Below are 13,565 nucleotides of genomic sequence, written 5' to 3' on the forward strand. Positions count from 1 at the left end.
GGGCGCTTATTTTACTAGAAAGTGCGCCCAGTCGGTATCTCAAATCTCGCTAATAATGGAGTTAGTGTGGCGAAACCTAAAGGATCCAGCGGTGCATGGCTGAAGGAACATTTTGACGATCAGTACGTCAAAATGGCTCAGCGTGACGGCTATCGTTCCAGAGCCTGTTATAAATTGCTGGAAATTCAGGAAAAGGACCGCCTGATTAAACCGGGTATGTGCGTCGTAGACCTCGGTAGTGCGCCGGGGGGGTGGTCGCAGGTCGCGGCCATGCTCGTGGGGCACCACGGGCGGGTATTGGCCTCCGATATTTTGGAGATGGATTCCATCGCCGGGGTGGAGTTTGTGCGGGGTGATTTTACTGAGCAAGAAGTCATTGATGAGTTGATGGCACACTTGGGAAATAGCAAGGCTGACCTTGTAATCTCAGATATGGCCCCAAACATGAGTGGTATGAGAGATGTTGATCAGCCGCAATCTATGTATTTGTGTGAGCTGGCGCTGGATATGGCGGGATTAGTACTTCGCCCAGGTGGGAGCTTTGCCACCAAGATATTTCAGGGTGAAGGTTTCGATGAGTATATGCGGCTGCTTCGCGGGCGGTTTAGCAAAGTGGTGACCCGCAAACCAGCGGCATCACGGCCAAGATCGCGGGAAGTATATTTAGTGGCCACTGGTCTGCGCGCTTGAATATTGCGTAGAGGGTGTCGGATTAATGGTGTAGAGTGGGCAGATATCCGGGCATTTTCCCCGTTTGCAGCCTCTGCAAACAGTGCAGCGTGAGGATCGGTTTTTGAACGATATGGCAAAGAATTTACTGTTGTGGCTGGTTATAGCTGCTGTTTTGTTGACGGTGTTTAATAACTTCAGCGTTCAGTCGCCCACAGAGCAGCTTAATTATTCCCAATTCATTTCTGAAGTGCAGAATGAACGGGTAAAAAAGGTGGTCATTGACGGCCTGATGATCAGCGGTGAGCGGGCAGATAAAAGCCGCTTTGAAACCGTGCGGCCACTGCTTGATGACCCCAAGCTAATTGATGATTTGCTCGAGCACGACGTCGTCGTCGAGGGCACCAAGCCTGAGCGTCAAAGTTTGTGGACGCAATTGCTGGTGGCGAGCTTCCCAATTTTAATCATCTTGGCGATTTTCATGTTCTTTATGCGCCAGATGCAAGGTGGTGCTGGTGGTGGCAAAGGCGGCCCGATGGCCTTTGGTAAAAGCAAGGCGCGTTTGCTCAGTGAAGATCAAATTAAAACCACCTTTGCCGATGTGGCGGGTGTTGATGAGGCCAAAGAAGATGTGCAAGAACTGGTTGAGTTCTTGCGTGACCCAGGTAAGTTTCAGCGCTTAGGCGGCCGTATTCCCCGCGGTGTGTTAATGGTGGGCCCACCGGGTACCGGTAAAACCTTGCTGGCGAAGGCGATTGCTGGCGAAGCGAAGGTGCCGTTCTTCTCAATTTCCGGTTCTGATTTCGTTGAAATGTTTGTTGGTGTCGGTGCGTCTCGTGTTCGCGATATGTTCGAGCAGGCTAAAAAGCAGGCGCCGTGCATTATCTTTATTGATGAGATTGATGCCGTTGGTCGCCATCGTGGCGCTGGCATGGGTGGTGGTCACGACGAGCGTGAGCAAACCTTGAACCAGCTGCTGGTTGAGATGGATGGTTTTGAAGCCAATGACGGTGTTATCGTTATTGCTGCAACTAACCGCCCAGACGTGCTTGATCCCGCATTATTGCGTCCTGGTCGTTTTGACCGTCAGGTGACTGTTGGCTTGCCCGATATTCGCGGTCGCGAGCAAATCTTAAAAGTGCATATGCGCAAATTGCCTTTGGGTGATGATGTTGAGGCATCGGTTATTGCGCGTGGTACGCCTGGATTCTCAGGTGCGGATTTGGCTAACTTGGCAAACGAGGCGGCGCTGTTCGCGGCCCGCAGCAATTTGCGCTTGGTCAGCATGGCGCAATTCGATTTGGCCAAAGACAAGATCATGATGGGCGCTGAGCGCAAATCCATGGTGATGTCTGATAAAGAGAAGCTCAATACGGCTTATCACGAAGCCGGTCACGCGATCGTTGGTCGCACGGTGCCAGAACATGACCCGGTTTATAAGGTCAGTATTATTCCTCGCGGTCGTGCTTTGGGTGTGACTATGTTCCTGCCCGAGGAAGATCGCTACAGCCTGAGCCGCCGTCATATTATCAGCCAAATTTGTTCATTGTTTGGTGGTCGTATTGCCGAAGAAATGACCTTGGGTGCAGACGGTGTAACCACCGGTGCATCGAATGATATTCAGCGCGCCACCGATATTGCTCGCAAAATGGTGACCAAGTGGGGCCTGTCCGACAAAATGGGGCCGCTGATGTACGACGATGCCGAAGAAGAAGTCTTTCTTGGTCGCTCTGCAGGTCAGGCGGGTAAGGGTCATTCTGGCGAAACTGCGCGGCAGATCGATGAAGAAGTGCGTCGCATTATAGACGAGTGCTATGCCGCAGCGCGTAAAATTTTGGAAGAGCATCGCGGTAAGCTCGATGTGATGGCTGAAGCCTTGATGCTGTATGAAACCATTGATGCCAAGCAAATTGACGATATTATGAATGGTCGTACTCCGCGTAAACCTGCGGGCTGGGACGATGATGATCGTCGCGGTGGGCGCGCGGTGAAGGACGAGGTCGATGAAGATCCGGCGCCTAAGGCGGACAAAAAAGATCGTCCTGAAGACCCTTTCGTTGACTCGGTGAGCGATCACTAGGTCGGCAATGCACAGCTTTCAATCCTCATCGCAGCTACGCTGCGGTGATCGCCTTTTAGACCTGCGCAAGCCGCAGGTTATGGCGATTATCAATGTTACTCCCGACTCCTTCTCCGATGGCGGTAAATACCACGCCGGCTCCGCTTTGCTCGATAAAATTTTAGCGCAAGTGGATCTGGCCTGCGCGGAGGGCGCGGGCCTGATTGATATCGGCGGCGAGTCTACTCGACCTGGTGCGGCGCCGGTGTCGGAGGCTGAGGAGTGTCAGCGCGTGCTGCCAGTGGTTGAAGCCATTGCGCAACGCTTTGATGTGGCCATTTCTGTGGATACCAGTAACGCGACGGTTATGCGTGAAAGCGCCGTTTTAGGCGCGGCACTTATTAATGATGTGCGCGCCCTGCAGCAGCCAAATGCCCTGCAAGAAGCTGCAGCCAGTGGCTTGCCAGTTTGCCTTATGCATATGCGGGGCGATCCAGTGTCGATGCAGAATAATCCGGAATATCAGGATATTTGCGGGGAAGTTGAGGTCTTTTTAAGGGCGCGGGTCGCTGCGTGCGTTGCCGCTGGTATTAGCCAAGACCAGATTGTGCTCGATCCAGGCTTTGGTTTTGCAAAAAACCTTGCTCACAATCTTGAGCTGTTTCGGCGTTTACCTGAAATAGTGGCCTGGGGGTACCCGGTGTTGGTCGGCGTGTCGCGCAAGTCAATGATTGGTGCGCTTACTGGTCGCACCGTCGCTGAGCGTTTGGCGGGAAGCGTGGCAATGGCCGCGATGGCGGTCGAGCGGGGGGCTCATATTATTCGGGCTCACGATGTTAAGGAAACCGTAGATGCCGTGCGTATAGCGCAGGCCTTAAAATTTGAGAAAATAGAAAATGTCTAGAAAATATTTTGGCACCGATGGCGTGCGCGGACGAGTCGGCGAGGGTGCAATTACGCCTGAATTCGTCCTTAAGCTAGGGTGGGCGGTAGGCCAGGTTTTTGCGCGCGAAGGGCGCAGTAAAGTGTTGATTGGCAAAGATACCCGTATTTCTGGCTATATGTTTGAGTCTGCGCTTGAAGCTGGTCTTGTTGCCGCTGGTGTTGATGTGTTGTTGCTGGGGCCAATGCCAACACCGGCTATTGCCTATTTAACTAGAACATTTCAGGCGCGCGCCGGTATTGTTATTAGTGCGAGCCATAATCCCTATTACGATAATGGTATTAAGTTCTTTTCGGGTGATGGTAGCAAGCTAGCTGATGATGTTGAGCTTGCCATTGAGTCAGCTGTTGATCTCACTATGACCACAGTCGATTCGGCAGACCTTGGTAAGGTGCGGCGTATCGATGATGCGGCGGGTCGCTATATTGAGTACTGTAAATCAACGGTCGCTAATGGTCTGTCCTTAAAAGGGCTGATCATCGTGCTTGATTGCGCCCATGGCGCCACCTATCACGTTGCCCCGGCAGTTTTTACTGAGCTTGGTGCTGAAATCATTGTGATGGGTGCGTCGCCGGACGGTGTCAATATTAATGCTGAGGTGGGTTCTACTCATCCCTCGGCACTTCAGCGGAGAGTGATAGCGGAAGCTGCTGATTTTGGCATCGCTTTTGATGGTGATGGTGATCGCGTTTTATTTGTCGATGCTGATGGCGAGCTGATCGATGGCGATGAGCTGTTGTTTATTATAGCCGCTGAGCGTTTGCGTCGCGGTAAGCCTTGTCCCGGTGTGGTGGGCACGCTGATGTCAAATCTGGGTTTTGAATTGGCCTTAAAAGATTTAGGTGTTGGCTTTGAGCGCGCGAATGTTGGCGATCGTTATGTGAAAGAGCGAATGAACGCGCTCGACTGGGATTTGGGTGGCGAAAACTCGGGGCATATTATTTGCGCTGATGTGAGTACCACTGGTGATGGTATTGTTGCGGCCTTGAAAGTGGTCGGTGCAATCGTTGGCAGCGGTAAGAGCTTGGCGGAATTGAAGGCGCCAGTAAGTAAATTTCCGCAAATAATGGAAAATGTGCGCATTAATTCACCTGTTGATCTAAAAAATAGTGAATTAGTCGCCGCAGTTGAAGCGGTTGAGCTGGAATTAGCAGGGCGAGGCAGGGTATTATTGCGCGCTTCTGGAACTGAGCCGCTGTTGCGGGTCATGGTTGAGGGCGAAGATGCCGCGCAGGTCACGGCACTTTGCCAGCGTCTAGCAGATAAGGTGAGAAAGCTTTCATCTTAAGCGCTCGTCTCCTTGTATGTATTTATAAGTTTATGTAAGATTGGCGCCCATTTTGCGCTAAGGGAAATGGCATGCGGAGTAGTCTCGTAGCAGGTAATTGGAAGATGTATGGCGATAGCGCCAGCATCGGAAAATTAATGGCGAATTTAAGAGCCGCACTCCCATCGGAACCCGGTGTTGATATCGCGGTGTTTCCACCCTCAGTGTATATTGCGCGTGTTGTCGAGGGTATGTCTGGTTCGCCAGTGGCGGTCGGCGCACAGAACGTGTGTGAGCAAGCTGGTGAGGGTGCTTATACGGGTGAAGTGTCTGCGGGCATGTTAGCAGATGCAGGATGCCGGTATGTGATTGTTGGTCACTCCGAGCGTCGCGCTATGTACCAAGATAGTAATGAGCGTGTTGCTCAAAAAGCGAAGCAAGCTTTAGCGCAGGGCTTAACGCCGATAGTTTGCGTGGGTGAGACGGAAGGTCAGCGCGATAATGGCGCAACCTTAGAAGTAATCGCTGAGCAGCTTCAGTCGGTGTTTGCAGTATTAAGCATTGAAGATATGCGCAGTATTGTGGTTGCCTACGAACCAGTGTGGGCAATTGGTACTGGCAAGACGGCGACGCCATCGCAGGCTCAAGAAGTGCACGCATTTATCCGTGCCTTGTTTGCGAAAAAGGACGAGCCTTTGGCGAAGGGTTTAAGAATTCTGTACGGCGGCAGTGTTAAGGCGGCCAATGCAGGTGAATTATTCGCGCAGGCGGATATTGATGGCGGTTTAGTAGGTGGTGCATCACTTGATGCGCAGGAATTTTCCGCAATATGTCGGGCGGCGGAGTAATGGAACAAGCAATTTTAATCGTACATGTGTTGGCTGGTTTATCGATCATTGGTCTGATTCTGGTTCAGCAAGGTAAAGGCGCAGACATGGGGGCCTCTTTTGGTTCTGGTGCCTCGCAAACTATTTTTGGCAGCAGTGGCAGCGGTAATGTACTGACTCGCGCGACCGCCATATTGGCAACGGTTTTCTTTATAACCAGTTTGTCGTTGGCGTATGTTGCCAAGCAGCGCAGCGGTGGCTCGGAAGACATTATTGTTGATATTCCTGAGCTGCAAGAAAGTCGCGACGTAGCTCCAGTAGGTGATGGGACTATGCCGGCGCAGTCTGAAGAGTTGCCGATGGATATGCCGGCCAGTGAAGAAATGCCGGAAGCAGGATCGAAGTAAAAGTTTTAGCCGAAGTGGTGAAATTGGTAGACACGCCATCTTGAGGGGGTGGTGAGCATTGCTCGTGCGGGTTCAAGTCCCGCCTTCGGCACCAACATAAAAAAAGGGGTTATCGCTTAGGGCGATAGCCCCTTTTTTTATGTTGGTACGGCGGGAGCCGCTTCGCGGTCCCGCGTTGACTCGCTTGCGCTCGCTCCTGCGGACTGCCCTCCCTTTGGTCGGTCATCCAGGCGGCGGTTGCCGCTTGTCGGCACATTGTAATCGTGGGGTTATCGCTGGGCGATGACCCCCTTTTTTTGTGTCAGTACGGCGTGAGCCGCTTCGCGGTCCCGTGTTGACTCGCTTGCGCTCGGTCCTGCGGACTTCCCTCTCTTTGGTCGCTTATTCAAGCGGCGGTTGCCACTTGTTATAGGTGTGTATTTGGCGGCTTGGGGTTGTTGTTAATTTAGCTGATCCCTCATGGCGCACTGTGTTACTAGCTTGACCTGCATAGGTGCAGCGACTATAATGCGGCCTCCTGATAGTGGGTCGGTAGCGCGATAGTGGCGAGCGGGCTTTAGACCTAGGATGTAAGGTTTCCTAGGGGTGATCAGAAGTTTTCAAAAGCCCCTTGTACAGGGGCTTTTTCGTATTGCCATAGGGCATGCGTTAAGGAATTTCGAGTGGGCCTTGGGCCCATTTTTTATTGGTGGGTAGTGAACTTGTCCGGTAAGACCGTCAAAATTGAAGAGTTAATTAGACCTGGCGTGGAAGCGCTGGGTTACGAGCTATGGGGCTTGGATCACCAGTCTCAGGGGCGCCATACTTTGCTGCGTGTGTATATCGACAGTGAGAACGGTATTGGTGTGGATGATTGCGCCAAGGTGAGTCATCAGATTAGCGGTGTATTGGATGTCGAAGATCCAATTGCCGGAGAATATAATCTTGAAGTTTCATCGCCGGGCATGGATCGTCCCTTGTATACCTTAGAGCAGTACGCTCAGTACATTGGTAGCGATATCAGTGTTCGTTTGCGAATTCCTTTTGAAGGACGCCGTAAATTCCTTGGTCGCCTGACGGGCATTGAAGACGGCGATGTGGTACTGACGGCAGAGGAGCATGAGTATTTGCTGCCCTTCGATCAGATTGATAAAGCGAATGTTGTGCCCCGGTTTTAATCGGACGCGCTAATTTCAATAGCCGGCTGCGGAAAGAGGCGGATCATGAGTAAAGAAATATTATTGGTAGTTGAGGCCGTCTCTAACGAGAAGGGTGTGTCAAAAACTATTATTTTCGAGGCCATTGAGCAGGCCTTGGCGACAGCGGCGAAAAAGCGCTACGACGAAGACTCAGATATCCGCGTGGTAATTGACCGCGTTACCGGTGACTACCAAACTTTTCGGAGTTGGCTGGTTATGCCAGACGACGAGATGGCTTTGTTGGGAACCCATTTAACCTTGGAAGAGGCGCACGAATACAGCGCGGACCTTAAGGCTGGCGATGTATATGAAGAAGTCGTCGAGAATGTTGGCTTTGGTCGCATTGCTGCGCAAACCGCCAAACAGGTAATTGTCCAGAAGGTGCGTGAGGCCGAGCGCGCGCAGATCGTCGATGAATACAAAGATCGTGTTGGTGAGCTGATCAACGGCACGGTTAAGAAAGTCACCCGCGACAGTATTATTGTTGATTTAGGTGGCAACGCTGAAGCCTTATTGCCACGTGAAGAATTGGTTGGGCGGGAAGTGTTCCGCATCAATGATCGGGTGCGTGCTATTTTGGCGGATGTCCGTCCTGAGGCTCGTGGTCCGCAGTTATTTTTGAGCCGCGCTTGCCCAGAGATGTTAATTGAACTCTTCAAAATTGAAGTGCCTGAAGTTAATGAAGAAGTAATTGAGATTCGTGCTGCAGCGCGCGATCCAGGTTCGCGCGCTAAGATCGCCGTGAAAACTAACGATGGTCGTATTGACCCAGTTGGTGCCTGTGTCGGTATGCGTGGTTCGCGAGTGCAGGCGGTTTCTGGCGAGCTTGGCAACGAGCGCGTAGACATAATTTTGTGGGACGACAACCCAGCTCAGCTCGTCATCAATGCGATGGCCCCTGCTGAAGTGGAGTCGATTGTTGTCGACGAAGATACCCACACCATGGACGTTGGTGTGGCCGATGATAATTTGGCGCAGGCGATTGGTCGCGCAGGACAGAATGTGCGTCTTGCGGGTCAGTTGACGGGCTGGACAATCAATGTGATGAGCATTGAGGAAATGTCCGCCAAGCACGAGCAAGAATCGGGTCATATCATTAGTTATTTTGTTGAAGCCCTGGATGTTGGCGAAGACATTGCAGAAGTTTTGGTAGAGGAAGGTTTCACCACGCTGGAAGAGGTGGCCTATGTTCCTTTAGAAGAAATGATGTCAATTGATGGCTTTGACGAAGATTTGGCCCAAGAACTGCGGGCTAGAGCGAAAGATGCACTGCTGACGCAAGCAATTGCCAGCGAAGAAGTTTTGGAAAGTGCCGAACCGGCTGAAGACTTGTTGACAATGGACGGGATGGAAAAACATCTAGCGTTCATTCTTGCCAGCCGTGGCGTAGTAACGATGGAAGATCTGGCCGAACAGGCTGTTGAAGATCTTCTCGACATTGAAGATATGACTAAAGAACGGGCCGGAGAGTTGATTATGACTGCTCGTGCTCCGTGGTTTGCAGACGAAGAAGAATCTGCAAAATAAGCGAGTCGTACCGTTTTGGGAGAATGATGAATGGCTGAAGTTACCGTGAGCCAGCTAGCAGAAGTCGTTGGCGCACCTGTCGAGCGTCTGCTGCGACAAATGAAAGAAGCGGGCCTGTCACACAGTGCTGCCGGGCAAGCTGTGTCCGATGAAGACAAGCAAACCCTGCTGACTTTCTTAAAGCGGAGCCACGGAGAATCAGCCGAGGCCCCCCAGCAAATTACGCTGAAGCGCAAAACCCTGAGCACCTTAAAAACAGGTTCGGGCGCGGGCAAAAAGACTGTAAATATTGAAGTGCGTAAAAAACGCACTTACGTTAAGCGCGATCCGGCAGAAATGGCCGCGGAAGCGGCGGCTGAAGAGGCGCTGTTGCGCGGCGATGCGCCAGCAGACGAGCCGAAGGCGGCTGCAGAAGTTGTCGCGGAGCCCGTTGTGGCTGAGGCGCCAGCGAAGGTTGAGCCTGCAGAAAAGCCAGCAGAGCCAGTTGCGGTCGAAGCTGAAAAAGCGCCAGAGCCGACTCCTGAGCCGGAAGCGGTGAAGGCCGAGCCGGTTAAAGCGGAGCCAGTGAAGGTTGAACCTCCTGTCGCAGAAGAAAAGCCTGCGCCAGAGCCGGTTGTTGCTGATGAACCGGTAGCGGAAGTCGCCAAGCCAGCACCCGCCAATAAGACTGACGAATATCGCGAAGTGGTCGAGAACGTATTAGATGTTGACCCAGAAGTGCTTCGCCAGCGCGCTATATTGCGTCGCAAGGCGGAAGAAGAGCGGGTTAAAGAACGTCGCGCTGCAGTAGTTGCCGAGAAAAAACGCGATGAAGACGAACGCATAGCACGCAAAAAAGCCGCTGCAGCGCCAAGTCCTGCTAGCGCGGATAAAGGCGCGGGCCCAGCACCAGCTGCTCCTGATGCCAAGCCCAGTGAGGATAAGCCAGCGCCACGCCATCATCGTCGTGCTGCCGCAGCGCCAGCTGCTGCCGGAGATGATGATCGTCCGCGTCGTAAAGGCGGTAAGTCTCGCGGTAACAAGCGTGATGATTTCGATGGCAGTTTTGCCGGTGGCGGTCGCCGTAAGAAGAAAACCCTTAAGCTGCCGGACGATGCACAGCGTCACGCTTTTAACGCGCCGACAGATAAAATTGTCTACGCCGTTAATGTTGGCGAAACCACCACCGCTGCTGAGCTAGCTCAGCAAATGAAGGTGAAGGCCGCTGAAGTTATTAAGGAAATGATAAAAATGGGCTTGATGGTTACCATCAATCAGCCTATTGATCAGGACACGGCTCAGCTGGTTGTTGAGGAAATGGGCCACACTGTTAAGTTGGTTTCTGAAGACGCAGTAGAAGAAGCCTTGGAAGAGACGCTTGGCGCTCGCGGCGCAGGCACCATGGTTGCCCGTGCACCGGTAGTTACCGTTATGGGTCACGTTGACCACGGTAAAACCTCGCTACTCGATTATATTCGTAAAGCCAAGGTTGCCAGCGGCGAGGCGGGTGGTATTACCCAGCACATCGGTGCCTACCACGTTGAAACTGGTCACGGCATGATCACCTTCCTCGACACCCCTGGTCACGCGGCATTTACCCAAATGCGTGCTCGCGGTGCCAAGAGTACAGATATTGTTATTCTCGTCGTGGCAGCGGACGACGGCGTAATGCCGCAGACCGAAGAAGCGATTACTCACGCTAGAGCCGCGGGTGTACCGCTGGTTGTTGCAGTGAATAAGATGGATAAAGAGGGCGCTGACCCTGAACGTGTTAAGAACGAGCTTTCTCAGCGCAATGTAATTTCTGAAGAGTGGGGCGGAGACACCCAGTTTGTGTATGTTTCTGCGCACTCTGGTGAAGGCATCGACAAGCTGCTTGACGCGGTACTATTACAGGCTGAATTGCTTGAATTGAAGGCGGCTCCTGATCTGCCAGCACAGGGCTTGGTCATTGAATCGCGTTTGGATAAAGGCCGCGGTGCGGTTGCATCCTTGCTGATCCAGAGCGGTACCTTGAAGCAGGGCGATATCGTCTTGGCTGGTCAGTGCAGTGGTCGCGTTCGCGCCATGATGGATGAAAATGGCAAGCCAGTGAAAGAAGCTGGCCCGTCGATTCCCGTTGAGATTCTCGGCCTTGATGGCACTCCAGATGCGGGTGACAGTTTTGTGGTTGTCGAAAATGATAAGCGTGCCCGCGAAGTTGCTGACTTCCGTCAGGTTCGCGAGCGCGAGCAGCGTATTAAGCGCCAGCAAGCCGCTAAGCTAGATCGCATGTTTGAAAGCATGGAAACCGCCGAGCGCCGGATTTTGAATATCGTCTTGAAAACCGATGTTCGCGGCTCGCTAGAAGCCTTGCAAGCGTCGTTGATGGATATTGGTAACGAAGAAGTTAACGTTAATATCGTTTCTGCCGGTGTCGGTGGTATTACTGAAACTGACGTGAACTTGGCACTGACTTCTGGTGCGGTGATGTTCGGCTTTAACGTTCGCGCCGATTCCAGCGCCCGTAAGTTGGCTGAGAACGAAGGCGTAGATCTGCGCTACTACAGCGTAATCTACGATGTTATCGACGATGTAACCGCCGCTCTGACCGGTATGCTTAGCCCAGAAATGCGCGAAGAGATCGTGGGTGTTGCCGAAGTGCGTGACGTCTTCCGTTCGCCTAAGTTTGGTGATATTGCCGGCTGTATGGTTATTGAAGGTACGGTTTACCGCAATAAGCGCATTCGAGTGTTACGTGCCGACGTGGTTATTTACGAAGGTGAGCTTGAGTCGCTACGCCGCTTTAAAGACGATGCTGCTGAAGTTAAAAACGGTACTGAGTGTGGTATCGGCGTTAAGAACTACAAAGATGTACGCCCCGGTGACAAGATCGAGGTTTATGAAGTGAAGGAAATCGCGCGTAGCCTTTAAGGGCGCGCGTCGTGGGGTATAAGGTCAATTGAAAGAATTTAGTCGCACAGCACGTATTGCGGATTTCCTGAAGCGCGAACTGGGTAGTTTTATCCAGAAAGAGCTGCGGGACCCGCGTCTTGGCATGGTTAGCGTGATTGATGCAGAAGTCAGTCGCGACATGAGTCACGCCAAAATTTACGTCACGGTCATGGGTAAAGATTCGGCCGAAGAGGCCAAGGAATCTTTAGACGTGCTCAATAAAGCTTCGGGTTTTTTACGCAGCCAAGTGGCTAAAATCAACAATGCGCGGACTACCCCGCAGCTGCGTTTTTACTACGATAGCAGTATTAATCGTGGTCAACACATCAGTAAATTGATTCAGGATGCGGTCGCGTCTGACCGCAGCCGCTACCCGGAAGATGACGGGGAATAGTTTTGGCAAAAGCTCGTAAAGGGCGACCGATTAACGGCATCTTGGTGCTGGATAAACCCCCTGGTCGTTCTTCTAATGGTGCGATGGTTGTCGCCCGCGCCATCTACCACGCTACTAAAGCCGGTCACACCGGCGCGCTTGATCCCTTGGCTACCGGTGTATTGCCGGTGTGCTTTGGCGAGGCGACCAAATTTTCTCAGTACTTACTGGAAGCGGATAAAGAATACCGCAGCACCTTTGTATTTGGTCAGCAGACTGATACCGGTGATTCCCAAGGTGAGATACTCGCTGAGCACGACGCTTCAAATATAACCGCCGCACAGCTTGAGGCTCAGATCGATACCTTGCGCGGTGATATTCTACAGGTGCCGCCAATGTACTCTGCGCTCAAGCGCGATGGTAAGCCCTTGTATGCCTTGGCGCGCAAGGGGATTACTGTCGAGCGTGAAGCGCGACCCGTGACAATTCGGGAATTTGAGCTAGAGTCATTTACTGCGGGGCCTTTGGCGGAAGCGGTGGTGCGGGTGGTGTGCACTAAAGGCACCTATATACGCTCGCTGGCGGAGGACTTGGGCGCCGCACTCGGGGTCGGGGCTCACGTAGCGACCCTGCGCCGTTTGCAGGCCGGGCCGTTTTGCGAGGCTCAGGTGGTGACGACTGAAGCGATTCAAGCACTGCGTGATGCTGGGGATTTTGAGGGGCTAGACGCCTTATTGTTACCCATTAGTGATGCGCTTGGGCATATGAATACCCTCACTCTTGGCGATACCGCTGCCTATTATTTGCGCCAGGGGCAGGCTGTTCAGGTTTCTGGTGCGCCTACCGAAGGCATGGTCGTGCTAAGCAGTAATGAGGGCGAATTCATGGGAATTGGTGAAATTTTAGACGATGGGCGAGTTACGCCTCGTCGTTTGCTTTCAACTATGGGATAATGCGCGGCTGATTTTGCGAAGCTGACACAAAAATAGCTCGTGTAATAGGAAAATGAAGCTTTGAGTTGATTCTGGGCTTCCGAACCTGACTGTAAATATGCGCGGTCAGGCTCGATTGATAAACGCATATTCGTACTTAAGGAATGTAAAAATGGCATTATCTGCTGTCGAGAAAGCTGAAGTTGTTAAAGACTACCAAACCGCCGAAGGCGATACTGGTTCACCAGAAGTGCAAGTTGCACTGCTGACCGTCAATATTAACAAGCTACAAGGTCACTTCGAAGGCCACAAAAAAGATCACCACTCACGTCGTGGTTTGATCCGTATGGTTAACCAGCGTCGTAAATTGCTGGATTACCTCAAGCGTAAAAACCAAGAGCGTTACAGCAAGCTGATCAAGCGTTTAGGTCTGCGTCGCTAAGAAGAATAAGTGAGGGGGCCTTAGAGGC

12 protein-coding genes and 1 tRNA gene are annotated in these 13,565 nt (G+C 52.3%); all 13 read left to right on the forward strand.

Annotation, left to right across the window (positions count from 1 at the left end; all coding sequences use genetic code 11):
• Positions 1 to 66 precede the first annotated feature (66 nt).
• The 13 genes from rlmE (at position 67) to rpsO (ending at position 13,537) form a co-directional block, all read left to right on the forward strand.
• Positions 67 to 690: a 23S rRNA (uridine(2552)-2'-O)-methyltransferase RlmE gene (gene rlmE / locus AZF00_RS03435; protein WP_008250495.1), complete on the forward strand. Its 624-nt coding sequence runs from the start codon at positions 67 to 69 to the stop codon at positions 688 to 690.
• Between the two features lie 112 nt (positions 691 to 802).
• Positions 803 to 2,749, forward strand: a complete 1,947-nt coding sequence (ftsH, locus tag AZF00_RS03440) for an ATP-dependent zinc metalloprotease FtsH (protein ID WP_008250497.1) — start codon at positions 803 to 805, stop codon at positions 2,747 to 2,749.
• 7 nt (positions 2,750 to 2,756) lie between these two features.
• A complete protein-coding gene (gene folP, locus AZF00_RS03445) occupies positions 2,757 to 3,632 on the forward strand; it encodes a dihydropteroate synthase (RefSeq protein WP_008250500.1) in 876 nt (291 codons plus the stop codon).
• Complete coding sequence (gene glmM / locus AZF00_RS03450; RefSeq protein ID WP_008250502.1) at positions 3,625 to 4,959, forward strand: phosphoglucosamine mutase; 1,335 nt, start codon at positions 3,625 to 3,627, stop codon at positions 4,957 to 4,959. The genes folP and glmM overlap by 8 nt, the downstream gene beginning before the upstream one ends.
• Positions 4,960 to 5,096: 137 nt before the next feature.
• Positions 5,097 to 5,786: a triose-phosphate isomerase gene (gene tpiA / locus AZF00_RS03455; protein ID WP_335338873.1), complete on the forward strand. Its 690-nt coding sequence runs from the start codon at positions 5,097 to 5,099 to the stop codon at positions 5,784 to 5,786.
• A complete protein-coding gene (gene secG, locus AZF00_RS03460; protein WP_008250506.1) occupies positions 5,786 to 6,172 on the forward strand; it encodes a preprotein translocase subunit SecG in 387 nt (128 codons plus the stop codon). The genes tpiA and secG overlap by 1 nt, the downstream gene beginning before the upstream one ends.
• Before the next feature lie 8 nt (positions 6,173 to 6,180).
• A tRNA-Leu gene (locus AZF00_RS03465) sits at positions 6,181 to 6,266 on the forward strand.
• 607 nt (positions 6,267 to 6,873) lie between these two features.
• Complete coding sequence (gene rimP, locus AZF00_RS03470; protein ID WP_008250508.1) at positions 6,874 to 7,329, forward strand: ribosome maturation factor RimP; 456 nt, start codon at positions 6,874 to 6,876, stop codon at positions 7,327 to 7,329.
• 45 nt (positions 7,330 to 7,374) lie between these two features.
• Positions 7,375 to 8,877, forward strand: a complete 1,503-nt coding sequence (gene nusA, locus AZF00_RS03475; protein WP_008250510.1) for a transcription termination factor NusA — start codon at positions 7,375 to 7,377, stop codon at positions 8,875 to 8,877.
• Between the two features lie 30 nt (positions 8,878 to 8,907).
• On the forward strand, positions 8,908 to 11,769 hold the full coding sequence (gene infB, locus AZF00_RS03480; protein WP_008250517.1) for a translation initiation factor IF-2: 2,862 nt from the start codon (positions 8,908 to 8,910) through the stop codon (positions 11,767 to 11,769).
• A gap of 28 nt (positions 11,770 to 11,797) precedes the next feature.
• Positions 11,798 to 12,184, forward strand: a complete 387-nt coding sequence (rbfA, locus tag AZF00_RS03485; RefSeq protein ID WP_008250518.1) for a 30S ribosome-binding factor RbfA — start codon at positions 11,798 to 11,800, stop codon at positions 12,182 to 12,184.
• A 2-nt stretch (positions 12,185 to 12,186) separates the two neighbouring features.
• A complete protein-coding gene (truB, locus tag AZF00_RS03490) occupies positions 12,187 to 13,116 on the forward strand; it encodes a tRNA pseudouridine(55) synthase TruB (protein WP_008250519.1) in 930 nt (309 codons plus the stop codon).
• Positions 13,117 to 13,267: 151 nt separating this feature from the next.
• Complete coding sequence (rpsO, locus tag AZF00_RS03495; RefSeq protein WP_008250520.1) at positions 13,268 to 13,537, forward strand: 30S ribosomal protein S15; 270 nt, start codon at positions 13,268 to 13,270, stop codon at positions 13,535 to 13,537.
• The last annotated feature ends 28 nt before the right edge of the window (positions 13,538 to 13,565 follow it).

Origin of the sequence: Zhongshania aliphaticivorans (genome assembly GCF_001586255.1) — a bacterium.
Lineage (GTDB): Bacteria > Pseudomonadota > Gammaproteobacteria > Pseudomonadales > Spongiibacteraceae > Spongiibacter > Spongiibacter aliphaticivorans.

Excerpts from the sequence above, each read along its gene's own strand:
- ftsH (WP_008250497.1), top strand. The coding sequence starts at position 803 with ATGGCAAAGAATTTACTGTTGTGGCTGGTTATAGCTGCTGTTTTGTTG.
- folP (WP_008250500.1), top strand. The coding sequence starts at position 2,757 with ATGCACAGCTTTCAATCCTCATCGCAGCTACGCTGCGGTGATCGCCTT.
- glmM (WP_008250502.1), top strand. The coding sequence starts at position 3,625 with ATGTCTAGAAAATATTTTGGCACCGATGGCGTGCGCGGACGAGTCGGC.
- tpiA (WP_335338873.1), top strand. The coding sequence starts at position 5,097 with ATGGCGAATTTAAGAGCCGCACTCCCATCGGAACCCGGTGTTGATATC.
- secG (WP_008250506.1), top strand. The coding sequence starts at position 5,786 with ATGGAACAAGCAATTTTAATCGTACATGTGTTGGCTGGTTTATCGATC.
- nusA (WP_008250510.1), top strand. The coding sequence starts at position 7,375 with ATGAGTAAAGAAATATTATTGGTAGTTGAGGCCGTCTCTAACGAGAAG.
- infB (WP_008250517.1), top strand. The coding sequence starts at position 8,908 with ATGGCTGAAGTTACCGTGAGCCAGCTAGCAGAAGTCGTTGGCGCACCT.
- rpsO (WP_008250520.1), top strand. The coding sequence starts at position 13,268 with ATGGCATTATCTGCTGTCGAGAAAGCTGAAGTTGTTAAAGACTACCAA.